21 protein-coding genes are annotated in these 22,966 nt (G+C 73.4%); 9 read left to right on the forward strand and 12 right to left on the reverse strand.

Features of this window, described 5'->3' with window-relative positions; translation table 11 throughout:
* The first annotated feature begins 23 nt into the window (after window positions 1-23).
* A complete protein-coding gene (gene catA, locus ACZ6AQ_RS04720; RefSeq protein WP_468757459.1) occupies window positions 24-704 on the forward strand; it encodes a type A chloramphenicol O-acetyltransferase in 681 nt (226 codons plus the stop codon).
* Window positions 705-746: 42 nt separating this feature from the next.
* On the opposite strand, the gene ACZ6AQ_RS04725 is transcribed toward catA, so the two are convergent.
* The 3 genes from ACZ6AQ_RS04725 to ACZ6AQ_RS04735 all read right to left on the reverse strand — a co-directional run bounded on the left by ACZ6AQ_RS04725 (window position 747) and on the right by ACZ6AQ_RS04735 (window position 3,618).
* Entirely contained in the window at window positions 747-869 is a 123-nt protein-coding gene (locus tag ACZ6AQ_RS04725) for a hypothetical protein (RefSeq protein ID WP_468757461.1), read from the reverse strand.
* Window positions 870-881: 12 nt separating this feature from the next.
* Window positions 882-2,189, reverse strand: coding sequence for an MFS transporter (locus ACZ6AQ_RS04730; protein ID WP_468757463.1), 1,308 nt, complete (start codon window positions 2,187-2,189; stop codon window positions 882-884).
* Window positions 2,190-2,364: 175 nt separating this feature from the next.
* The gene (locus ACZ6AQ_RS04735; RefSeq protein WP_468757465.1) at window positions 2,365-3,618 is read right to left on the reverse strand and encodes an MFS transporter; all 1,254 of its coding nucleotides are present in this window, start codon (window positions 3,616-3,618) and stop codon (window positions 2,365-2,367) included.
* Between the two features lie 145 nt (window positions 3,619-3,763).
* Here ACZ6AQ_RS04735 and ACZ6AQ_RS04740 point away from each other — a divergent pair, with 145 nt between their 5' ends.
* On the forward strand, window positions 3,764-4,762 hold the full coding sequence (locus tag ACZ6AQ_RS04740; RefSeq protein ID WP_468757467.1) for a GlxA family transcriptional regulator: 999 nt from the start codon (window positions 3,764-3,766) through the stop codon (window positions 4,760-4,762).
* Window positions 4,763-4,983: 221 nt separating this feature from the next.
* Here the strand turns inward: ACZ6AQ_RS04740 and ACZ6AQ_RS04745 are convergent, their stop codons facing one another.
* Window positions 4,984-5,436, reverse strand: a complete 453-nt coding sequence (locus ACZ6AQ_RS04745) for an ATP-binding protein (protein ID WP_388688325.1) — start codon at window positions 5,434-5,436, stop codon at window positions 4,984-4,986.
* Window positions 5,437-6,007: 571 nt separating this feature from the next.
* Between ACZ6AQ_RS04745 and ACZ6AQ_RS04750 the strand changes: the two genes are divergently transcribed.
* Together ACZ6AQ_RS04750 and ACZ6AQ_RS04755 are read left to right on the forward strand one after the other, a co-directional pair.
* Window positions 6,008-6,589, forward strand: coding sequence for a sigma-70 family RNA polymerase sigma factor (locus ACZ6AQ_RS04750; RefSeq protein WP_468757469.1), 582 nt, complete (start codon window positions 6,008-6,010; stop codon window positions 6,587-6,589).
* Between the two features lie 80 nt (window positions 6,590-6,669).
* Complete coding sequence (locus ACZ6AQ_RS04755) at window positions 6,670-7,881, forward strand: zf-HC2 domain-containing protein (RefSeq protein ID WP_468757471.1); 1,212 nt, start codon at window positions 6,670-6,672, stop codon at window positions 7,879-7,881.
* A 78-nt stretch (window positions 7,882-7,959) separates the two neighbouring features.
* Here ACZ6AQ_RS04755 and purU read toward each other — a convergent pair whose 3' ends face one another.
* Together purU and ACZ6AQ_RS04765 are read right to left on the reverse strand one after the other, a co-directional pair.
* The gene (gene purU, locus ACZ6AQ_RS04760; protein WP_388688333.1) at window positions 7,960-8,811 is read right to left on the reverse strand and encodes a formyltetrahydrofolate deformylase; all 852 of its coding nucleotides are present in this window, start codon (window positions 8,809-8,811) and stop codon (window positions 7,960-7,962) included.
* A 59-nt stretch (window positions 8,812-8,870) separates the two neighbouring features.
* Window positions 8,871-9,314: an SCO4402 family protein gene (locus tag ACZ6AQ_RS04765; RefSeq protein WP_468757847.1), complete on the reverse strand. Its 444-nt coding sequence runs from the start codon at window positions 9,312-9,314 to the stop codon at window positions 8,871-8,873.
* A 262-nt stretch (window positions 9,315-9,576) separates the two neighbouring features.
* On the opposite strand from ACZ6AQ_RS04765, the gene ACZ6AQ_RS04770 reads away from it, so the two are divergent.
* Window positions 9,577-10,845, forward strand: coding sequence for an ABC transporter substrate-binding protein (locus tag ACZ6AQ_RS04770; RefSeq protein ID WP_468757473.1), 1,269 nt, complete (start codon window positions 9,577-9,579; stop codon window positions 10,843-10,845).
* A gap of 202 nt (window positions 10,846-11,047) precedes the next feature.
* Complete coding sequence (locus tag ACZ6AQ_RS04775) at window positions 11,048-13,291, forward strand: FG-GAP repeat domain-containing protein (protein WP_468757475.1); 2,244 nt, start codon at window positions 11,048-11,050, stop codon at window positions 13,289-13,291.
* Window positions 13,292-13,388: 97 nt separating this feature from the next.
* Here ACZ6AQ_RS04775 and ACZ6AQ_RS04780 read toward each other — a convergent pair whose 3' ends face one another.
* Window positions 13,389-14,819 (reverse strand): hypothetical protein, encoded by a 1,431-nt coding sequence (locus tag ACZ6AQ_RS04780; protein ID WP_468757477.1) that lies wholly within the window; start codon window positions 14,817-14,819, stop codon window positions 13,389-13,391.
* A gap of 158 nt (window positions 14,820-14,977) precedes the next feature.
* Window positions 14,978-16,360 carry a transcriptional regulator gene (locus ACZ6AQ_RS04785; protein ID WP_468757479.1) on the reverse strand — a complete coding sequence of 461 codons (1,383 nt, stop codon included), beginning with the start codon at window positions 16,358-16,360 and terminating at the stop codon, window positions 14,978-14,980.
* 243 nt (window positions 16,361-16,603) lie between these two features.
* Between ACZ6AQ_RS04785 and ACZ6AQ_RS04790 the strand changes: the two genes are divergently transcribed.
* Window positions 16,604-17,323, forward strand: coding sequence for a bifunctional DNA primase/polymerase (locus tag ACZ6AQ_RS04790; RefSeq protein ID WP_468757481.1), 720 nt, complete (start codon window positions 16,604-16,606; stop codon window positions 17,321-17,323).
* A 150-nt stretch (window positions 17,324-17,473) separates the two neighbouring features.
* On the opposite strand, the gene ACZ6AQ_RS04795 is transcribed toward ACZ6AQ_RS04790, so the two are convergent.
* Window positions 17,474-17,992, reverse strand: a complete 519-nt coding sequence (locus tag ACZ6AQ_RS04795; RefSeq protein ID WP_468757483.1) for a hypothetical protein — start codon at window positions 17,990-17,992, stop codon at window positions 17,474-17,476.
* A gap of 238 nt (window positions 17,993-18,230) precedes the next feature.
* Between ACZ6AQ_RS04795 and ACZ6AQ_RS04800 the strand changes: the two genes are divergently transcribed.
* Window positions 18,231-19,181, forward strand: coding sequence for an ABC transporter ATP-binding protein (locus ACZ6AQ_RS04800; protein WP_468757485.1), 951 nt, complete (start codon window positions 18,231-18,233; stop codon window positions 19,179-19,181).
* Window positions 19,181-20,839: a transporter gene (locus ACZ6AQ_RS04805; RefSeq protein WP_468757487.1), complete on the forward strand. Its 1,659-nt coding sequence runs from the start codon at window positions 19,181-19,183 to the stop codon at window positions 20,837-20,839. Before ACZ6AQ_RS04800 ends, ACZ6AQ_RS04805 begins: the two co-directional genes overlap by 1 nt.
* Window positions 20,840-21,293: 454 nt before the next feature.
* Here the strand turns inward: ACZ6AQ_RS04805 and ACZ6AQ_RS04810 are convergent, their stop codons facing one another.
* The 3 genes from ACZ6AQ_RS04810 to ACZ6AQ_RS04820 all read right to left on the reverse strand — a co-directional run bounded on the left by ACZ6AQ_RS04810 (window position 21,294) and on the right by ACZ6AQ_RS04820 (window position 22,578).
* Window positions 21,294-21,494 carry a hypothetical protein gene (locus ACZ6AQ_RS04810; protein ID WP_468757489.1) on the reverse strand — a complete coding sequence of 67 codons (201 nt, stop codon included), beginning with the start codon at window positions 21,492-21,494 and terminating at the stop codon, window positions 21,294-21,296.
* 79 nt (window positions 21,495-21,573) lie between these two features.
* Window positions 21,574-22,311: an RHS repeat-associated core domain-containing protein gene (locus ACZ6AQ_RS04815; protein WP_468757491.1), complete on the reverse strand. Its 738-nt coding sequence runs from the start codon at window positions 22,309-22,311 to the stop codon at window positions 21,574-21,576.
* A 42-nt stretch (window positions 22,312-22,353) separates the two neighbouring features.
* Window positions 22,354-22,578 carry a hypothetical protein gene (locus ACZ6AQ_RS04820; protein ID WP_468757493.1) on the reverse strand — a complete coding sequence of 75 codons (225 nt, stop codon included), beginning with the start codon at window positions 22,576-22,578 and terminating at the stop codon, window positions 22,354-22,356.
* Window positions 22,579-22,966: the final 388 nt, after the last annotated feature.

The raw sequence follows: 22,966 nt of genomic DNA on the forward strand, positions 1-22,966 counted from the left end.
CCGGCGGCTGACACGATGACCGGATGGACGTTCCCCTCCCGATCGACCTCGACACGTGGCCGCGCCGACAGCACTTCGAGCACTACCGCCGGCTCGTTCCGTGCACGTACTCGATGACGGTGGAGCTGGACGTGACCGCGTTCGCCGCGGCCCTGCGGCGCTCGCGGCGCAAGTCCTACGTCGCGCAGGTCTGGGCGCTCTCCACGGTCGTCAACCGTCACGACGAGTTCAGGATGTGCCTCACCGCGTCGGGCGAACCGGCCGTCTGGCCCGTCGTCCACCCCGCCTTCACGGTGTTCAACCCGGAACGCGAGACGTTCGCGTGCGTGTGGGCCGACCACGACCCCGACTTCGGCGCGTTCCACGACGTGGCCGCCCCCCTGCTCGCGGAGCACGCCCGCGCCACCGACTTCTTCCCCCGAGGAGCGCCGCCGGCCAACGCGTTCGACGTGTCGAGCCTGCCCTGGGCGTCCTTCACCGGGTTCAACCTCAACATCGGCGGCAACGGCTGGGACCACCTCGCACCGATCTTCACGCTCGGCCGCTACACCGAGCGGGACGGCCGGACCCTGCTCCCCCTGGCGGTACAGGTGCACCACGCCGCCGCCGACGGGTTCCACACGGCCCGGCTCGTCGACGAACTGCAGACCCTCCTCGCGGACCCGTCCTGGCTGGAGGGGGACCCGGGCCGAGCCCTCCCGTAACTCCCGGAATGACGGGGAGCCCCCGGCGTACGGACCCGGCCGTCACCCCGTGACGTGGAGGAAGACCCCGCCCGCCGTGAAGACGCCCACGACGGCGAGCGCGCCCCACACCAGGAGCGAGCCGCACCAGCCCTGCCGCGCCGGGCGGGTGAGCAGCGCCGCCACGGCCTGGGGACATCACGCTCCCGCCGGGAGCGCCGTCTCCGTCCGGGACCCGCCGATGACCAGGGCCATCAGGGCCGCCACCGCGCACAGGGCGCCCGACGCGTACCAGACGACGTCGTAGGTGCCGAAGGCGTCGCGGGCCAGGCCGGCCGTGAAGGCGACGACGGCCGCGCCGACCTGGTGGGAGGCGAGGACCCAGCCGAAGACGATCGCGGAATCCGCGCCGAAGTGCTCGCGGCACAGGGCGATCGTGGGCGGGACGGTGGCCACCCAGTCCAGGCCGTAGAAGACGATGAAGAACAGCATCGGCGGGTGCACGGACGGCGCGAGCAGGACCGGCAGGAAGAAGAGCGAGATTCCGCGCAGCGCGTAGTAGACCGCGAGCAGCCTGCGGGCGGGGAAGCGGTCGGTGAACCAGCCGGAGGCGACCGTGCCGGCGACGTCGAAGACGCCGATGACGGCGAGCAGTCCGGCCGCCGCCGTCACCGGCATGCCGTGGTCGTGGGCGGCGGGCACGAAGTGCGTCTTGACGAGGCCGTTCGTGGAGGCGCCGCAGATCGCGAAGGACCCGGCGAGGAGCCAGAAGGGGCCGGTGCGGGCCGCCTTGAGGAGGACGGCGACGGTCCGGCGGGCGGCGCCCGTGACGGGGGCGGGCTTGTCCGCGTACTCCCCGCCGTACGGGGCGAGGCCGACGTCCGCCGGGTGGTCGCGGAGCAGCAGCAGGACGAGCGGGACGACGGCGAGCGCGGCGAGCCCCGTGGTCACGGCGGCGGGCCGCCAGCCGTGGTGCTCGACCAGCCAGGAGAGCAGCGGCAGGAAGACGAGCTGGCCCGACGCCCCGGCGGCGGTGAGGATGCCGGTCACCAGGCCCCGGCGGGCGGTGAACCAGCGGTGGGTGACGGTCGCGGCGAAGGCGAGGGCCATGGAGCCGCTGCCGAGGCCGACGAGGACGCCCCAGTAGAGGACGAGCTGCCAGGGGGCGGTCATGCCGACCGTGAGGAGCGAACCGGCGGCGATGACCGCCAGGGCCGCCGCGACGACCCGGCGGATGCCGAAGCGGTCCATGAGGGCGGCGGCGAACGGGGCCGTCAGCCCGTAGAGGGCGAGGTTCACCGAGACCGCGAGGCCGATCGTGCCGCGCGACCAGTCGAATTCGCCGTGCAGCGGCTCGATCAGCAGGCCCGGCAGGGAGGCGAAGGCCGCGGCTCCGGTGATCGTGACGAAGGTGACCGCCGCGACGGACCAGGCGCGGTGGACACGAGGGGTGCGGACCGGTCCGTCGCCGGGCGTGCGGGTGGGGGTCTGGGTTGTCTGGGCCATGCGGTCGAGCATCCCGGGCCGCCGCCGGCCGCCACCACTGGCCCGGACGACAGGTTTGCAAGGAATCGGGCCACGGGGGTGCCGGGGGTACGCCGGACGAGCGCGTCGGGCGGATGGAGGCGCGCCGAGCGGGCGGGGACGCACCGGACGGGCGGGCGACCGCTCCCCCCGCGCGTCACACCCGCGGCAGCGTCCTGATCGGGCGGACGGCGAGGAGGGCCGCCACCACGAGGACCGCGACGCCCGCCCCGGCGAGCAGGACGTGCTCGGTGCCGAGGGCCGCCGCGACCGGCCCGGACAGGGCGCGGCCGACGCCCATCATCAGGAGCGATCCGGCCACGTCGTAGGCGTGCATGCGGTTCAGCGCCTCCTGCGGGACGTGCGTCTGGACGGCGGTGGACCACATCACCAGCCAGAAGGCGAAGGCGGCCCCGCCGGCGAACTGGCCCGCGCCGAGCAGCGCCACGGGCGCGCCCAGGCCGAGGAGGACCAGGTTCACCGGCAGGCCGAGCAGGGCGACCGCGCCCGACGCCAGCGGCCGTCGCGGGCGCAGCCGCAGCGCGAGCAGGCCGCCGGCCGCGCTCCCGGCGCCGTTGACGGCCATCAGCACGCCGTACGCGGCCGAGCCGTGCTCCCCGGTGACCAGGCTCGCGGTGAGCGGCACCATGGGCCCGGCGACGGTCAGCCCGTACACCGTCCAGATGGAGATGACGCCCCACAGCCAGCTTCGGGACCGGAACTCGCGCCACCCGCCGACCAGTTCGGTGCCGAGGGAGGCGCGCCGGACCGAGTCGGAGGGGAGGGGCGCGATCCGTGTCAGGGCGAGGCAGAGGGCGCTGACGGCGAAGGTCGCACCGTTGACGGCGAAGGCGGCGCCCGCGCCCCGGAAGGCGACGAGCAGGCCCGCGACGGCCGGACCGGCCATGACCGTCAGGGCCTCGACGACCCGCAGGACGGCGTTGGCGCGCTGCACGTCGGGGGCGATGCGCGGGATCGTGGAGGCGACGCCCGGCTGGAAGAGGGCGGCGCCGACGCCACTGACGACGGAGAGGGCGTACACCACCCACAGGGGTGGACTTCCGAGCGCGAAGGAGACGGCGAGGACGGCGGCGCCGGGCAGCCGCAGCAGGTCCGCGAGGATCATCATGCGCCGGGCGGTGAACCGGTCGGCGAGGACGCCGCCGAAGAGCACGAAGAGCGCGAACGCGGCCGTCCAGGCGCCCAGCGCGTAGCCGACGGCGGAGCCGGGGTGTCCGGCGCCGAGGAGCCCGGCGGCATAGGCGACCGGAACCATGCCCTCGCCGAAGACGGCGACGCCCCGGGCGACGGAGAAGAGCCGGAAGTCGCGGTTCCAGAGGGGCGGGGGCCCGGCCGGTGCGGGAGTCCGTTCGGGGATCGCGCGCTTGCGCGTAAGGTCCGTCACGAACAAGAACAGCTACCAGCAACAGGTCTGGACCACCACTGCTTTTCGTCCGGACCACCGTCGGTTTCCGCTCGCACCGCCACCGCTCTTCATCCGGCCCCACCCTCACTTTCCGCCCGCACCACCATCGCTTCCGGAGGGAGCACCACCCGTGCCGCAGCCGTCGCCGCACCGCGTCGCCGTCCTCGCCCTGCCCGGCCTCCTCCCCTTCGAACTGGGCATTCCCCACCGGATCTTCGGCCGCGCCCTGGCCCCGGACGGGCGGCCCCTGTACGAGGTCGTGACCTGCGCCCCGACCGCCGGCCCGGTCCGTACCGATGCCGACTTCTCCCTCCACGTGGAGCACGGTCCGGAGGCCCTCGCCACCGCCGACACGGTCGTCGTCCCCGCCTCGTACGAGTTGGGGCCGGTCCACGAGGAGGGCAGGCTGCCGCCCGAACTGGCCACCGTCCTGGCGCACATCCGGCCCGGCACCCGGCTCGTCTCCATCTGCACCGGCGGGTACGTGCTCGCCGCCGCGGGTTTCCTCGACGGGCGCCCGGCCACCACCCACTGGGCCTCCGCCGAGCACTTCCAGCGCCTCTTCCCGAAGGTGCGGGTGGACGCGAACGTGCTCTTCGTCGACGACGGCGACATCCTCACCTCGGCGGGCGTGGCCGCCGGGATCGACCTGTGCCTGCACATCGTGCGCCGCGACCACGGAGCGGCCGTCGCCAACGACGTGGCCCGCAGGACCGTCGTGCCGCCGCACCGGGACGGTGGCCAGGCCCAGTACATCGCGCGGCCCCTGCCGGAGGCCGGGACGCACGGCACGACGGCGGCCAGGGCGTGGGCGCTCGCCCATCTCCACGAGCCGATCCGGCTGCGGGACCTGGCCGGGCGCGAGGCGATGAGCGTACGGACGTTCACCCGCCGCTTCCGCGAGGAGGCGGGCATCAGCCCCGGACAGTGGCTCACCCGGCAGCGGATCGAACGGGCCCGACACCTCCTGGAGTCCACCGACCTGCCGGTCGAACGGGTCGCGCGGGACGCGGGCTTCGGCACGGCGCAGTCACTGCGGACGCACCTGATGAGCGCGATCGGGGTGCCCCCGTCGTCCTACCGGCGCACGTTCCGCGCCACGGGCGCGGAGACGGGACGATCCGCGTGAACGGTCGGGCCCGGTGGGGTCGTTCCGCGCCCCGGACGCGGACGCGGACCCGGGGCCGCCCCGGAAGGGTGGGCGTCCGGGCGGCGGCGCGCTCGTGCGCGCCCCGAGCACGGCACGGCCGCCGCCGCCCGGACGCGATCCGTACTCGCCGAGGGCGCGCGGCCCTCGACTCCCCTCGCCACGGATCACTCACCCCAGGGTGGGCAAAACGTCATGAACCGTCAACAGGGCACCCGGCCGGGCGCCACCGAGGCCGCCGGCGTCACCACGGGCACGGGCGGGACCGGGGCCCGGTCCACCTCGCACCAGATGCTCTTGCCGGTGCCCTCGGCCTGCCAGCCCCACCGGTCCGCGAGGCCGTCCACCAATTCGAGACCGCGCCCGTTGGTGTCGTCGCCCTCCGCGCGGCGGGGCCGCGGCGGACGGTCGCTCGCGTCGGCCACCTCGACCCGCACCCGGCCCTCCGCCGCGAACAGCATCCGCAGCACGGCCGGACAGCCCGTGTGCACCACGGCGTTGGTCACGAGCTCCGAGATGATCAGCACCAGCGCCTCCGCCAGCGGCTCGTCCTCCTTCACGCCCGAACCGGCGAGCCGCGACCTGGCCCACCTCCGGGCCCGCCCCACCTCCGCCGGGTCGGGCCCGACCTGCAACTGAACCTGAAGCACCTGCACCGTTCACACCATCCGAACCGGCGGACACATCGCCTCGCGCCTCACAGCCATCGACGTCCTTACGGAACGTGATTCCCTTACGGCACAGCATGGTTGACGTACAGTCACCGCAACAACCGCTTCGGGCATATTCCAGCGCGAAGGAGTACGCGTGGTCCATACTGTGCGACGCACTCCGCGGGGAGTCGAACAGGAGCGCACGGGGCGCTCCCGGGGGGCGCGAACGGCGCACGGCCCCGGTTCCGAAGCCGCCCCGGGGGCGGCGCCGGGACGATCCGGTTCGGCGCGCGCTCGCATCCCACGGAGCGTACCGGAGCAGGTGTCCGACTCCGGGCCGTGACGGCCGGGTCGGAGGAAACCGGACGGCATCGACGCTCCGTCACCGTCCGACGGGACGCGTCCGGGGCTCCGCGCGCCGGACCCGGGACGGAGGACGTCCCGCGACGGGCGCCGCCTTCCTTACCATCCACGCCCGCGTCAAGGGCGCACTTGCGGCAAACAGGAGTGCGTTCTCTGCACGGCGCATTACTTTGGAAGGGAACCGGGAGGCCGGCAGGGGGCGGAGGAGCGCATGGCGAAGGACACACCACCGCGCTGGGACCGCAGGATGCAGCAGCGGCTGGCGTGCGGCGAGGCCGCCGCCCTCGGGGAGCTGTACGACCGGTTCGCCTCGCTGGTGCACAGCCTCGCCCACCGGGTCCTCGACGACGACGACGCGGCCGACCTGGTCACCCGCGAGGTCTTCTGCCACATCTGGGAGCACCCCGACGCCTACGACCCCCGGCAGGGGAGCATGCGCTCGTGGGTGGCCGGGCTGACCCAGCGGCGGGCCGTGCACCGGCTGCGGCGGACGGAGGCGACGGCGTACGCCGAGACCGGGGCCGGCACCGCCGAGGAGCTGGAGCGGAAGGTGCGGCGGGTGTCGGTGGCGGCCCGCGCCGACTACATCGTGACGTCGATGCCCACGCCGCTGCGGGAGGCGCTCGAACTCGCCTACTTCCGGCGGCGGGACTACCGGCAGACCGCCGCCGACCTCGGGGTCACCGAGGACGAGGCCCGCCGGCGCCTCAGGCTCGGCCTCCAGCTCCTCTCCACGGCGCACACCCGGCCGTTCGGAGGGACCTCCCCGCCCGACTGCGGACGGATGCCGTGAGCGGGGCGGAGGGCGCCGCGCGCGTCCCCCGGACACCGCACCGGCCGGCGGCCGGCCCCGCGGCCCCGGCGACGGACCTGATGACGAAGACGAAGCCGAAGACCAAGCCGAAGCCGAAGACGAAGCCGAAGACAACGGGGGCGACGACGGAGAGGGAGACGGCGACGGGCCGGGAAGTGCCGGAGGCGCCGGTCCTCACCCACGGAGTGCTCAAGTCCCTGCTCGGGGCCTGGGCGCTCTCGGCGTGCTCCGCCGGGGAGACCAGGGCCGTCGAGGACCACCTCACCGACTGCGCCCCGTGCGCCGACGAGGCGCTGCGGCTCCGCGACGCCGTGGCCCTGCTCCACGAGGACCGCGACCTGGACCTGGACCCGCTGCTGCGCTCGCGGGTCCTGGAGAGCTGCCTGGGGCGCCGCCCCGCCCGCGTCCCGATCCCCGGCTGGGTCACGCCGTACGACGCGGAGACCGCCCGGCTCGACGCGCTGCTGCGGGACATCGGCGACTCCGAGTGGCACGCGCCGGTGCGGCTCGCGTGGTACGAGGAGGACCGGCCGGCCCGGCGGAAGTCCACCGTCGCCGGGGTGATCGGCCACCTCCTCGCGGTGGACGGCCTGGTGTCCACCGCCCTCGGACTCGACGACCCGCTGGGCGCCGGCACGCCCGAACTGTCGCCGACCGAGCGGACGGAGGCGTTCTGGTCGGCTCTGGAGCGGCCGCCGGGCCGTGCGCTGCGCGAGCCCTGGCGGGACCAGAGCCACGCCCTGATCCGCGCGGCCTCGTTCGCCGGGCGCGAGGTGGCCGACCTGACGGTCACCTACAAGGACTTCGCGCTGCCGCTGCGGGACTCGCTCCTGGAGCGGGCCTTCGCGTGCTGGCTGCACGCGGACGACATCGCGCACGCGGTGGCGTACCCGTACGACCCGCCCTGCGGCGCCCACCTGCACGGGATGGTCGACCTGGCGGCGCGGCAGCTTCCGGCGGCCCTGGCCGACCGCCGCCGCACCGGTCTCGCCTCGCCCGCCCGGAGCCTGGTCACGGCGGGCTCCCCCGGCCGTTCCCTCCACCTGGAGATCGAGGGCGCGGGCGGCGGCCACTGGTACATCGCCCTCGACTCCCCGGCCGCGCTCGGCGACCCGGAGCTGGCGGTGGCGCAGGTCGCGATGGACGGCGTCGAGTTCTGCCGGCTCGTGGCGGGACGCGTCTCCCCCGAGGAGGCGGCGGTCGGCCAGGACGGCGACCGCGAGGCGATCCGCGACGTCCTGGGAGCGGCGGTGTCGCTGAGCCGGCTGTGACGGACCGGTCCGCGCCGGGGCGCGTGCCGGAAGGGGCGCCGTCCGCCCGGAGGGCGGGCGGGGCCTCCGTCGCGCGCCCTACGCGAAGACGACCGTGCGGCGGCCGTTCAGGAGGATGCGGTGCTCCGCGTGCCACTTGACGGCGCGGGCGAGGGCCTGGCACTCCACGTCGCGGCCGATGGCGACGAGCTGGTCGGGGGTGACCTCGTGGCCGACGCGCTCGACCTCCTGCTCGATGATCGGGCCCTCGTCCAGGTCCGCCGTCACGTAGTGGGCGGTCGCCCCGATCAGCTTCACGCCCCGGGCGTGCGCCTGGTGGTACGGCTTGGCGCCCTTGAAGCTCGGGAGGAAGGAGTGGTGGATGTTGATGATCCGGCCGGAGAGCTGCTTGCACAGGTCGTCGGAGAGGACCTGCATGTAGCGGGCGAGGACGACCAGCTCGACGTTCTCCTCCCGCACGAGGTCGAGCAGCTCCGCCTCCGCCGCCGCCTTGGTGTCCCGGGTGACCGGGATGTGCCGGAACGGCAGCCCGTACGAGCCGACCAGCTCCGCGAAGTCCGTATGGTTGGAGACGACGGCGACGATCTCCACCGGCAGCGCCCCGATCCGGGAGCGGAACAGCAGGTCGTTCAGGCAGTGCCCGAACTTCGAGACCATGAGCACGACCCGCATGCGCTCGTCGGCCCGGTTGATCCGCCACTCCATGCCGTACGCGTCCCCGACCGCCGCGAAGCCGGCCCGCAGCTCCTCCACGTCCACGGGTGCCTCGGCCGAGAAGTGGACCCGCATGAAGAAGAGGCCGGTGTCCCGGTCCCCGAACTGCTGACTGTCCTCGATGTTGCAGCCGGTGACGAAGAGGAAGCTCGACACGGCGTGCACGATGCCCTGCTTGTCGGGGCACGAGAGGGTGAGGACGTACTGGTCGGTCATCCTGTCAGCCTGCCACATCCGGCCGGGACGGAGGCGCACCGTCCGTCAGGCGGAACGCCTCACGTCCGGGTCGCGGCCCGGAGCGCGTCGAGGGAGTGCGGCGGCGTGTCGGGGTCCTCGCCGTCGGCCAGGGCGAGCCGTACGTGGGCCTCGCGGGCCGCCCGTACGGCCTCCGGCCATCCCTGGTGCTCCAGGTACGCCGAGACGGGCGCGTCGGGTCCGACCTGGTGCAGGATGCGCAGCACCCGCAGGACGGCGACATCGACGAGGGCGGCCTCGCCGGAGTCCCGGAAGATCGCGCCCACGTACTTCTCGGCGGACCAGTTGTCGAGCCAGGTCTCCTCGACCAGGCGGTAGACGGCGTCGGTGACGTCGCCGTACCCCTCCCGGCCGGCCAGCCAGACCGTCTCGTGGAACGCGGGGTCGGAGAGCATGTGCAGCGCCGAGCGCACGTTGCTGCGCCAGCGCCACCACGGCATGTCGTTGAGCGGCATGCCGCCCATGGTGGAGGAGCGACGGCCGCGACGGGAAGGGTTCACCGAACCGGGACCGGGGACCGGGCCGGGACCGAAGGCCGGACCGGGGCCGGAACCGGCCGCCTGGCCGGGGAGGGGGCTGGACACGGAACTGGACACCGTTCGATCGTACGTTCCCTTCCCGGCCGGGCGGATGCGCCCCCTCCCGCCCCGCTGTTCACCCCCTCGTCACGCAGCGTCAACCCTCGCTCCCTTCCGCGTTACGGACGGGCCGGAAGCGTGGGCGCCCATGAGCGGCAGGCGACTGACCCCACTTCTCGCGTACGTCACGGCCGCGGCGACCGGGGCGTCGCTGCTCACCGGGTGCGGCGTGCTCCCCGGTGCCACGGGGGGCTCCAGGGAGCCCGTCACCGTGATGACCTGGGCCCCCGACCGGACCCGGGCGACCAACATGCCCGGCATGCCCGCCATGGCGCAGGCGTACGCCCGGTGGGTCAACTCCCGCGGCGGCATCGACGGCCACGAGCTGCGCGTCCTCACCTGCAACGAGCAGAACACCTCCGCGGGGGCCGCCGCCTGCGCCCGCCGGGCCGTCCGCGAGAACGCGGTCGCCGTCGTCGGCTCGTACAGCCAGAACGGCCGGGCCTTCATGGCCCCCCTCGAAGCGGCCGGAATCCCGTACATCGGCGGGTACGGCATCACGGAGGACGAGTTCACCAGCCCGCTCTCGTACCCCGTCAACGGCGGTCAGGCCACCCTCGTCGCGGGACACGGCCGGCAGCTGGCGGAGGTCTGCGACAAGGTCTCCCTCGTCCGGCCCGACACCCTCGCCGGGGACCGGTTCCCCGACCTGCTCGACGCCGGGCTGCGCGGGGCGCGCCACCGCGGCGCCGTCGACGTCCCGGCCGCCGAGGACGCCGCCGAGTACACCCGGCAGGCCGGGCGGGCCCGCGCCGCGGCCGGGGGCGGGGACGGGAGGGGCTGCGTGACCGCCGTGCTCGGCGAACGCACCCAGATCTTCTTCGACTCCTTCCGCCGCCTCCCCGAGGAGGAGCGCGCGAAGGGCGGTGACGTGCGGATCTCCTCGATCCTCGGCAGCGTCGGCCAGCCCGTGATCGACAGCACCGGGGGCGCCCGCGGCCCCTTCGAGGGCGCGCTCGTCACCGGCTGGTACCCGGAGGCGGACGACCGGAGATGGGCGCCGATGCGCGAGGTCGTGAAGGAGCACGCGTTCGTGGACAACCGGGTCGATCCGGCCGACCCGGGCGTCCAGACCACCTGGATCGCGTACACGGTCCTCAAGGAGGTCGTCGAGGGCCTGGACCGGGACCGCGTCACGGCCGAGCACGTCTCCCGCGCCCTCGACCGGGGCGAACGGATCGACACCGGGGGCCTCACCCCCACCCTGCGCTGGAAGTACGAGGACCTGCTCGGCGCCCCGGGCTTCCCCCGGATCGTCAACCACGAGGTGACCTTCCAGGTGGTCCGGCAGGGGCGCCTCGTGGCGCAGCGGCCCGGCTTCGTCGACGTCGGCGCGACCGTCCTCGGCGCCTCCTGAGCCCCTTCCCGCCTCGCGGGGGGGGCGGGGCGCTTCCCCGCGACGCCTTCCGCCGCACCGGGCGGTGATCACCGCCGGTACCCGCTCAGGTGCGTTCAGGTGCGTTCAGGAAGAAGCCGCGTCCTCGCGCAACCATTCCCCCCGCCCACGAGTCCGATCGGGCGCGGCACTCCCGTGCCCACCGTCCTCAGAGGGGTTCGCCTTGCCATTCCGCACCACCCGCACCCGCCTCGCCCCGGCCGTCACGGCGGTCCTCGCCGTCACGGTCCTCGGCACCGGCACCCTGGCGACGGCACCGGCGGCCTTCGCGGCACCCGCCGTCCGGGCGGCCGCCGAGACCGGTGCCCTGCCCGTCTTCCCGACGGGCGCCGAAGTCCTGGCCACAGGCCCCTCGGGCTTTCTCACGCACGACCGGTTCCCGTCCGGTGCCGACGCCTCGGCACTGCTCTGGACCCCGTACGACGGCGGGGCGCCGACCCCGGTCACGGTGCCGGCCGGCGGCGGATGGGCCTCGGCCGGCGGCGACGTGCTCGTCGTCGGCGACACGCCGTCCGCCCGTGACATGCGCGCGGTCACCCTGCGGAACATGGCCGACCCCGCCGCCCCGGGCGTGACCATCGACCTCTCCTCCCTGAACGCCTCCTACGTGACCGTCCTCGGCCCGACGAGCGTCCTCGCGCAGGTGCAGAAGGGCGACGGCGAGGCGGAGCTGCTCGTGGTGACCAGGAACGGCGCCGTGCTCGACACCGAGCCGGTGACCGGTCTGCCCGCCCGCGCCCAGCACTTCTGGAGCGACGCGCCGATCGTGAACGGGCAGGTCCTCGTCGGCCACATGGCCAACAAGAGCGATTCGACGGCCGGCGGCCGGTCCGTCATCGACCTCGCCTCCCGAACCGTCGTCCTCACGTACGGCGCCGCCGAGGGCGGCATCGACTTCAGCCACCTGCTGTTCTCCGAGTCGTACGTGGGCTGGTACGAGCGCAAGGGCACCGCGATCACCCTCACGGCGGTCTCGCGCGGCGAGAACCCGACGCGGACCACGAAGACCCTCAGTTCCGCGGAGACCGACCTCACCGCGCTCGCGGGCGCGTGGCTGATCCTCGGGAACCCGCGGGCGGGCGTCCGGGCCTACTCCCTGTCCTCCGGCGACAGCCGCCCCGTCACCGGCGGGTCCGGTACGACCGGCCTGGCGGCCGCGGGCGACGGCACCTCCGTGGTCAGCGGCGAGCGGCCCGACGGCACCCGCGGCCTGTTCCGGCTGGGGAGCGCGGAGGACGGCTCCCTGACCGTCACCAGGATCGCGGACATGGATCTCGGCGCCCCGCCGGCCGTCGTGCGGTCGCACGTCCCCGCGACGGTCGACCTCGACAGGAGCGGCGGCAAGGTGGCGCTGGGGTGGACGCTGTCGCGCCCCGACGCCACCATGCACGTGACGGTCACCCACCTCGCGACGGGCAAGGTCTTCCGCCAGTACCTCGCCCCCGTCACGGACGGCACCTCCCGCTTCTCCTTCGACTGGGCCGGCGAGGTCTTCGGATCCCTCACGCCCTTCACCGAAGACGCGCCGAACGGCACGTACACGGTCGCGATGGAGGCCACGCAGGTCGACGGCATCGGCGAGACCGTCCGGGACGTCCGGCGCATGGAACTCGGCCGGACGCCCAACCCGCACGATTTCACGGACAACGGCTCCACCGACCTCCTGGCCCGGGACGCCGCCGGCGTGCTGTGGCGCGACGACCTGCGCGACCGGCCGGTGAACGGGCAGGTCAAGGCGGCCCGGCGGAGCCCGGTCGGCTCCGGCTGGAACGCGTACCGGCAGATCGAGGCCGTCGGGAACACCGGGGGCGCCGTCCACGGCGACCTGGTCGGCCTCGACGGCTCCGGCGTCCTCTGGAGCTACCTCGGCAAGGGCGACGGCACCTTCGCGCCCCGCATCCGGGTCGGCGGCGGCTGGGGCGCCTACAACAAGCTCACCGGCGGCAGCGACCTGAACGGCGACGGCCGGTCCGACCTCCTCGCCACCGACACCGCCGGCGTCCTCTGGCTCTACAAGGGCACCGGCAACTGGTCCGCGCCCTTCGCGTCCCGCGTCAGGATCGGCGGCGGCTGGGGGGCCTACAACCAGATCACCGCCACCGGCGACGTCGCGGGCGCGTCCGCCGGCGACCTCGTCGCCCGTGACAAGGACGGCGTCCTCTGGCTCTACCTCGGCAAGGGCGACGGCACCTTCGCCCCCCGCGTCCGCGTCGGCGGCGGCTGGAACGCCTTCTCCCAGCTCGTCGGCGCGGGCGACCTCGACAACGACGGCCGCCCCGACCTGGTCGCGTACGGGGCGGCCGGCACGTACGTCTACCGTTCGACGGGCGCGTGGAACTCGGTGTTCACCCGCCAGGTGACGCCCCTGTACGCCGGCGAGGGCACCACGTTCACCTCCCTCGCCTGACCCGCACGACGAGACCCCGGCGCACCGGGGCGGAGCCGGACGAGCCGGTCCGCCCGTCCCGGTCCGCCGGTCTCCACCCCGATCGGCGGGGCGGCGCTCAGAGCTGGGTGGGGGACCGCTTCTCCAGTCCGTACTTCTCAGCGGTCGGGTTCCACAGTCCGGACGCCCTGCGCTTGGCCCGGGTGGCCTCGCCGCTCTTGGCGTTCGCCGCGGAGAGCTGGTTGGTGGAGCGGGCCTTGCCGCCCTTGCACGCCTTGTCCGACTTCATCTGGTCGGCCCAGGCCGCGTAGTGGTCGTCGGCGGCGGCCGACGCCTTCCACGCCTCGGTGAGCGCGGCGGTCAGGGTGGTGTTGTCCGGGATCTTGTCGACCGACAGCGACTGGAGCTTGGTGACCAGGCTCCGGCGCTGCTCGGCGGCGCCCCGGAGGTCCGAGGCGGCCTTGTCCAGGTTCTTGCACTGCTTGATGGACTCGACCGAACTGATCACCGTGTCACGGCTGTCGCTGCTGGTCGCGAGCAGTTTGCCCAGCTCCCGCGCCTGCGGCTCCGCCGGGTCGGCCGGGTCCGCCGGCTTCTCGCTCCGCCCCCCGGTGGAGGGCGCCACGGAGCCGGCCACCGGCTTCCCGCCCGTCCCGGAGGTCTTCTCCTCGTCCCCGCCGCTGAGCAGGGCCCCGGCGCCGAGGCCGACGGCCGCGCAGCCGACGACGACGGCGGCGATCAGCGCGACCGGCGACTTGCGGCGCGGCGCGGGCTCCTCGTCGTCGTAGTAGGCGTCCTGGTAGCCGTACTGCTGCGGAGGCTGCGGGGGCTGGTGGTGCGGGGGCTGCTGGTAGTGGTGCTGCGGGGGCTGCTGGTACGGAGCGGGGGCCGGGGGCGGCGCCTGGTGGCCCTGCGGGGCGCGGGGGGCCTCCGTACGGAACAGGCTGTCGAACTCGGCGGGCGGCTGCCGCTCCCCGGGCTCGGCCGGGGGCACGGGGGTGATGTACCGGGTCGCGTCCGAGGCCCCGGCGGGGCCGCCGGGACCGTGACCGCCGTGACCGCCGTGACCGTCTTGGCCCTCGTGACCGCCCCGGCCCTGGTGCGGGAGCGAACCCGTGCCCAGGAACTGGGTCGAGTCGCCCCCGTCCCGCCGCGGCGGGACCGGCGCGATGTGCTGCGTGGCCTGCATGTCGGCGCCGGCCGGGGGCGGGTAGCCGTACCCCGGCCGCGAGCCCTGGACCGGCGGCATCCCGCCCGGCACCGGCGCGATGTGCTGGGTCGCCTGCATGTCCGCGTCGGCCGGGGGCGGATAGCCGTACCCCGGCTGCGGGTCCCGGACCGGCGGGAGGTACTGGGTGGACTGCATGTCGGCGGCGCCCGGTGCCGCCTCCGGGGGCAGCGGCTGCGCCGGGGGCAGCGGCTGCCCGCCCGGCCGGCCGTCGGCGGAGCCCCAGGCGCCGTCCCACGGCCGTGCTCCCCCGGGGGCACCGTCGTGCGCGGGGGGCACCGCCGGGTACTGCGGCTCCGGACCCTGTCCGTTCTGCGTCACCGGGACTCCTACTGATGGACCTACGGAATCGTCGGTTCACGCTACCGGGTGGGCCTGGAGCTCCGCACACACGTGTGAGACCGGTTACACAACTGGTTCACGCGAGCGGACGGAGGGGGCGGACGGACGGGTCCGGGACCCCGGCCGGGGCGATCCGCCTACGCCACGGACAGCTCCATCCGCACCCCGAACTCCCGTACCGCCGGCTCCGCCGCGTACGGTTCCAGGCGCTCCTTCAGGTCCTCCAGGTACTCCGCGCCCCTCGACGAGCGCAGCGTGCCCAGGAGTTCGAGCGCCCGCGCGCCCGTCCGGCACGCCTGCTCCACCTCCCGCTGCTGGACCTGCGCCGAGGCGAGGAGGGCGAGGCCGATCGCCCGCCGCCGCGTCCGCGTCGCCGGATGCCCGGCGATCGACTCCTCCGCCGCGCGCGCCGCCTCCCGCGCGCGCCCCAGGTCCCGGTAGCAGTGGGCCATCTCGTCGGCCAGGTACGCCCCGTCGAAGTGGGTGATCCACGCGGGCTCGTCCCCCGCCTCCGGGTCGGCCTGCTCCAGGGCCCGCGCGGCGCCGCCCGCCGCCGCCTCGAAGGCGCGGACGTCGCCCATCAGCGCGTGCCCGCGCGCCTCCGCCGCGAGGAACATCGCCTCCGCCCGGGGCGGCACCTTCCCGCGCGCCCCCTCCTGCGCCGCCCGCGCCAACTGGGCGATCTCCCGGGGGTTTCCGAGCTGCGCGGCGAGGTGGCTCATCGAGGCGGCGAGCACGTAGCCGCCGTACCCCCGGTCCCCGGCCGCCTGCGCGAGCCGCAGCGCCTGGATGTAGTACCGCTGGGCGAGGCCCGGTTCCCCCGTGTCCACCGCCATGTACCCGGCGAGTTCGGTCAGCCGGGCGGCCGCCCCGAAGAGCTGTCTTCCCACCGCCTCCCGGTACGAGCCGGACAGCATCCCCGCCACCACGCTGTCCAGGTAGTGGACCACCACCGGGCGCACGTGCCCGCTGCCGAAGCGCCGGTCGAGGTCCACCAGGGAGGCCGTCGTCTCCCGCACCGCCGCCACGTCCGAGACGCCGACGCGGGCGCCCGCGGTGCGGGCGACGTGGCTGTCCGGGCCGGTGATCAGCCAGTCCCGGCTCGGCTCGACCAGGGCGGAGGAGACCACCGCGGAGCCGGACAGGAAGTCCCGGTTCCCCACGTCGCTGCGCCACAGTTCGCAGACCTGCTCGATCGCCCCGGGCACGGTCGGCGCGAACCGGAGGCCCACGCCCGCGGCGAGGTTCCGGCCGCCGGCCATGCCGACCTCGTCGACCGTGACCGTGCGTCCCAGCTTGCGGCTGAGCGCCTCCGCGACGATCCCGGGCGCCCGGCCGCGTGGCTGCTGCCCGCGCAGCCAGCGCGCCACGGACGTCTTGTCGTACCGCAGGTCGAGGCCGCGTTCCGCGCCGACCGTGTTGACCCTGCGGGCGAGGCCGGCGTTGGAGCAGCCCGCCTCCTGAATGAGCGCCTGGAGCCGTTCGTTGAGCTGGCGCGGAATGAGTGGCCTGGCTGCCATGAGTACTCCCTGAAGCCGTGCGGCGATCGATGAGAAGGGATCACTGCCCGGCGAATATCCGGTCAATGCCGATGCGAACACGCGAAACCGGACACGCCGGCCACGGGCCCTCTCCGACGCCCCCACCGGTGCGTACCCGCCCCGCCCCTCCGCCCCCTCCGCGCGCCCCCGCCCGTGCACCGGTGCGCCCCGTGTGCGGGGCCGCCGCCCCACCCCGCTCCTCCGCCGCGCCCGTAACCCCGGATGGCGGGAGAAGTTGTGTTCATCGTGGAAAAGACCTTCGGAGTCACGGAAGCCGTACAGGCCCCCCAGATCCCCCAGATCCCCCAGCAGCGCGGCGAGACACTGCTGGACAGTGCCGTGCGGTACGCGGAAGAGAGGCACTGGGACGTGTTCCCCGGCACCTGGCTGGAGGCCGCCGAGGGCCGGGAGCGCTGCTCGTGCGGCGCGGACGACTGCGCGCTGCCCGGCGCCCACGCGGTCCGGCCCGACTGGTCGACCCAGGCGACCGGCAGCGGCGCGGGCGCCCGGCGGATGTGGTCGAAGCACCCCGGGGCCGCGATCCTGCTGCCGACGGGCCGCTCCTTCGACGCGATCGAGGTCCCCGAGTCGGCGGGCTTCCTCGCGCTCGCCCGCATGGAGCGCATGGAGCTGGGGCTCGGTCCGGTGACCCGCTCCCCGGACCGCCGGATGTACTTCTTCGTCCTGCCCGGCGCCGCCGCCAAGGTCCCGGACCTGGTCCGCGGCCTTGGCTGGGTCCCGGCCTCCCTCGACCTCACCACGCGCGGCGAGGGGCACTACGTGGCGGCCCCGCCCACCCGGGTGGGCGGCCGGGGCGCCGTGCAGTGGGCGCACCGCCCCACCCCGGCGAACCGCTGGCTGCCCGACGCGGAGGAGCTGATCAGCGCCCTCGCGTACGCGTGCGGGCGGGAGGCGGCGGAGGCGAGGTCCCGCACGCGGTGACCCGGGGGCCGGGCGGTCCCGGACCCGAACCCGGACCCGGACCCGGACCCGGACCCGAACCCGGACCCGGACCCGGGCGGGTCCGCCGGTCGGCGCGCCCCCGTCGGCCGGCCCCGCCCCGGGGAGCCGCCCCGGGGACCCGTCGGGGCCTCACGGGAAGTACAGGGCGGCCTTCTCCAGCACGTGGCCCGTGAACATGCCGCCCCAGGCGGTCCGGCCCCGGTACATCGTGGTCCGTACGGCGTCGGGGGCGGTCTCGACCGCGAGGGGGCGGCCGATCAGCGTCGCGTCGAGGAGCCGGGCGTCCTGGGCGGCCCACCGGGCCGCCTCGGGCCGGACCCGCGCGCTCACCAGGGCGGGGAGCACCAGGGCCGCGTTGCGGGCACCGGGTATGCCTCCGCGCAGGCTCTTGGCGTAGCGCATGGACCACTCGGTGAACTCCGCCAGGACGGCCGCGTCGATCACCGGGACGGCGGCCGCGAAGACGGACAGCTCGGCCTTCGTCCCGAACCAGCGGGCCTTGCGGTCGGCGCGGAAGCCGGTGACCACCGGGCGGCCGTTCCAGCGCGTCGGGATCACCGTGCAGCCGTCGGCCGCCAGTCTCCCCTGGAGCGCCGTGAGGTACGTGATCGCCGCGTCGGCGGGCGGCTCGGCCGCAGGTTCACTCATGGGCGCATCCTCCAACTTCCTTGTGGCGCAAGGGAAGAGGAACGGGAGAGACCGTTTCCCGGGTGCGGGGCCGGGGCCGGGGCCGGGCCCGGGTCCGGGTCCGTCCGGCCTCCGAAGTCCCCGAGGTCCCCGAGGTCCCCGGAACCCCTGAGGTCCCCGAGGCCCCCGCGACCCCCGGAGGGGCCGCCCTTAGGGTGGGGCGCGTAAGTCACGGGGACGAACGAGGGGTTGACGGAACATGCCCGACCAGGCATCCGGGAAGGCGTTCGGGGCGGACACCGCGCGGGGGGACGGCGGGGAACCCGCGGTGCGCGTCGAGGGGCTGGGGAAGCGCTTCGGCGAGCAGGTGGCGGTGCACGGGATCGATCTGGTCCTGCCCGCCGGGAAGTTCATCGGGCTCGTGGGCCCCAACGGGGCGGGGAAGACCACCACCCTCTCCATGATCACCGGCCTGCTGCGGCCCGACACGGGACGCGTCCTGGTCGCCGGGCACGACGTGTGGGCCGGTCCCGAATCGGTGGCCCGGGTCAAGGCCCGCATCGGCATCCTCCCGGAGGGCCTGCGGCTCTTCGAGCGCCTGTCGGGCCGCGAACTCCTCGCCTACACGGGCCGGTTGCGGGGGCTGCCGGGAGCCGAGGTGGACAAGCGCGCCGCCCAGCTCCTGGACGTGCTCGGCCTGTCCGGCTCGCAGCACAAGCTGGTGGTGGACTACTCGACCGGCATGCGGAAGAAGATCGGGCTCGCGGCGGCGCTCCTGCACAACCCCGAGGTCCTCTTCCTCGACGAGCCCTTCGAGGGCGTCGATCCGGTCTCCGCGCAGACCATCCGGGGCGTCCTGGAGCGCTACACCGCGTCCGGCGCGACCGTCGTCTTCTCCAGTCACGTCATGGAGCTGGTCGAGTCGCTCTGCGACTGGGTCGCCGTGATGGCGGCGGGCCGCATCCGGGCCCAGGGCCCCCTGGCCGAGGTGCGCGGCACCGCGCCCTCGCTCCAGGCGGCGTTCCTGGAACTGGTGGGCGCGAACGGGCGCGACGCGGCGGGGGACTCCCTGGACTGGCTGGGCGGTGGCGGCGGCAGCGGTAACGGCCGCACGGGAAGCGCCGGGGGCGGTACGGGCACGGCGGACGCGGGCGCGCGTACGGCTACGGCCACAGGTACGGACACGGACACGACGGACGGGGCCCGGTGATGAGCGCCCCCACCACCCCGACGTCCCCCGCTCCCGCTCCCGTCCCCGCGGCGCCCTCCGGGGACGCCCCCTCCCTCACCTCCGTCTTCGTACGTCTCAAGCTCTCCCTCCTGCGCAACGGGCTGCGGCAGTCGGGCGGCCGGACCACCGCGTACATCGCCTCCGGCGTCTTCGCCCTGCTCCTCGCGGCGGGGATCGTGCTCGCCTTCGTCGCGCTCCGGGGCAACACCGCCGCCGGCACGGTCGCGGTGCTCCTCACCGGGATCTTCGCGCTCGCGTGGGCGATGGTGCCGCTGTTCGTGCCGAGCGGCGACGAGACCCTGGACCCGTCGCGCCTGGTGATGCTGCCCCTCCTGCCGCGCCCGCTGATCCGGGCCCTGCTGGTGGCCTCGCTGGTGGGCATCGGCCCCGTGCTGACCCTCTTCGTGGTGTTCGGGGCGGCGCTGTCCGTGGCGCACGGCGTGGCCGGGACGGTCGCCGCCGTGCTCGCCGTACCGCTGGTGACGGTCGCGTGCGTGGCGCTGTCGCGGGCCGTGGCCGCCGCCAACATCCGGCTCCTCACCTCCCGCAAGGGACGCGACCTGGCGCTGCTGAGCGGCCTGGTCATCGCGGTCGGCATGCAGGTCGTGAACTTCGCCGCCCAGCGCCTCGGGCAGCCCGGCGGCCTCGACTCGATCGCGCCGGCCGTGTCCGTCGTCGGCTGGCTGCCGCCCGCCTCGGCGATCGGCGCGGTGGAGGCGGCGAGCGAGGGCTCGTACGCGGTGGCGGCGGCCCGGCTGCTGATCACGGCGGCGGGCCTCGCGGCGCTCGTGCACTGGTGGCGGCGGAGCCTGGAGCGGCTGATGGTCGAGCCGGACGGCTCCACGATCGGCGCGGCCCCGTCGGGCGTCCGCGAGGACGGCGGTACGGGGTTCCTCGGCCGGGTCCTGCCGGCGGGCCGCACGGGCGCGGTCATGGAGCGCACCCTGCGGTACGCGTGGCGGGACCCGAAGACGAAGGCGGCCTGGGTGACCTCGCTGGCCCTCGGCCTGATCGTGCCGGTCTTCAACGCGGTCCAGGGGGCGGGCTCGGTCTACTGGGCCTGCTTCGCCTCCGGCATGCTCGGCTCGCTGATGTACAACCAGTTCGGCCAGGACTCGTCGGCGTTCTGGATGGTGGCGCAGACGATCTCGACGAAGGCCGACGCCTACGCCGAACTCCGGGCGCGGGCGCTCGCGATGCTCGCCGTCACCCTGCCGTACTCGATCCTCGTCACGGTCCTGACGACCGCCTTCCTGGGCGACTGGTCGCGCCTGCCGGAGGCGCTGGGCCTGGCGCTCGGGCTGCTCGGCGCGATGCTGGGGACGGGCGCGGTGGCCTCGGCGCTCTTCCCGTACACGATCCCCCAGGACAGCGGCTACAAGAACGTGGCTCCGGGGCAGGCGGGGCTGGCCTGGATCTCGATCTTCGGCGGCATGTTCGCGGCCGCGCTGCTGTGCGCCCCGCTGATCGGCGCGGCGCTGTACTGCCACCTCGCCGACCGGCACTCCCTCCTCTGGCTCCTGCTCCCGGCCGGCGTCCTCTACGGCGCCTTCCTGGTCCGGGCGGGCCTCAAGCTGGCGGCCCCGCGCGCGGCGGACCGCCTGCCGGAGATCCTGACGGCGGTGAGCAGGGGCTGAGCGGAGTGTCACGGTCTACCGGCCCCCCGGTGATCAAAATCGTCTGACGTCCGCACACCGTGGGCAATCGAGGGAGCCTCCCCCTCGCCCGCAACGAATCAGGCCGACTCGTACAGTACGAGTCGGCCTGACCTTTTCTACTTCTCACGCCTCCTACGCGCATAAAGGAAGTCAGACTTCAGCCCTCTATATCCTGCGCGAAGGTTGAGGAATTCAAGGAACGCACCAAAGGCCTTCAACGCTCCGCGAGCTGCACCCAGCAGCAGAACTGATATTTCTCCCATTCATTCAACTTTCATTCCGACTGTCGAGTTACTACACGAAAGAACTCGATAGCTCCAGGTCATCGGCAGCTACCGGACCCACGGTACCCGGTATAGCGACGACACGAATCCTCTTTGCCCTGATAGGTGAGCTGGCCGCTGTATTCGCCTGGAGCCCGTCGCGGATATTCCTATTCGGTGGGATCAACCTTTTGTTCATCACGCCGCGCGAAGTGCCCGAACACCCATGCGGCGCAAAGAATAGCTGCAGAGCAGACAAAAGGCACCGTCGCGGAGTCCCTCCCGTAAATCAACCAGAAGGCAATTCCCGCAATGAAGGAAAGGACCCCGAGGAAGAAGAAAGCGATGGAATTCCTCTGCGGCTCGTTCATGGCGCTCCTATTTTCTCTATCAGAATGGAGGGGTCCGGCTCCCTGAGGACTTCAGGGAGCCGGACCCATGGAAGCTATCTCATCGACGCCAACTCGACCACCAGGAACTCTTCTTGCGATGGCGAACGAACACTGCTCGATGGCGTCCCGTCACGACATAGCGCTTGGCGGCCCAACGGTTGACGCCCCTCTTTATGCCGTAGCGCGCAGCCGCGCCCCATGTGGCGCCAAAGGGACCGATACCTGTGGCTCCAGCGACGCCGGCACGCGCAATGGAGCCAATCGAAGCCTTTCGGTTCCCATACCACTTTGCCCCGGCTCCCGCAGCGGCGACGGCTGCGATGGCGCACCCTGCGGCCGCAAGGCCAGCTGTAAACAGGCCACACGCAAATCCGGCTCCAGCGGCTGCGATCCCAACTCGGTGTCGCTTGATCCAGCGCTTCGTCTTTTTCCAGCTCCACCACTTGCCGTCGAGGTCGTACTGGTTGATGGGGTCGCCGGGGCAGCCGTAGCGGTTGTCCCCGCCTCCGTAGACCGGGTCGATGGACAGGAACCGTCCGGTGACCGGGTTGTAGAGGCGGACGCCCATGAGGGTGAGACCGGTGAGGGTCTCGCTGGAGCGCTGCTTGCCGCCGAGCCAGTGGGAGCGGCTGGCGGGCCGGCCGGTGCGGGGGTTGCCGTACTCGTCGCTGTCCAGGACCAGGGGGGCTTCGGCCGGGTCCAGCGGGAGCTGGAGGGCGACGTCGCCGGTAGTGGCGGCCGATGGTCGACTGCGGCCTGGTGAGTACACCGGCTCGGCGGAGAAGAGCTTCGTCAACGACGGAAAGCCGGGTCGCCTGCGTCGTTCATTAAATAGAAATCACTGCCTCTTCCAGCGCCAGATATTTGTTGCGGCCAAACCGGTACCCATCACTACTCCACCAAGGACAATGAGAGGCACGGCAAAATAAATGATGCCGGCGGCGAGCATAATATAGCCCGAGGGCAGCAAGAACTTGAACCAAGGCTCACGAGGACGCCGGAACGCATCCCAAAGAAAGAACCCCAAAGGCAAGATGAAACCTACAGCGATTTCGATGGGCATGCCATTCGGCATAATGCCTACCTCGTTCATGATTTCCGAAGGGGGTGGCGGGCATCATGCTCGCCACTCCCTTTTCCTGTTCACCCTGAAGGGTAAGTGAATAGAGTCACACGACTACCAGCCGAGAAGGCTCCATGTCAATGCCGATGCTTGGCGGTAGAGATGCCGCTGCCCTGCCCGCGTCCTCGCAGCATACCGGAACGGCAGGTGACGGCTTCCAAACCACCCGACGTTTCGAACCGCCCGAAGTCGCCACCCCACAGTGTCCAGGGCGACCCCGCCAGCGAATTTGGCAAATAACCTCCGTCGCCATCCATTCTTATGCGTGTACTTCGCGAAATCATACCCGCGGTTGACTACAGATGCCCCGAAAGCGATTCCACCGACG

It is taken from the genome of Streptomyces sp. NPDC041191 (assembly GCF_055591945.1).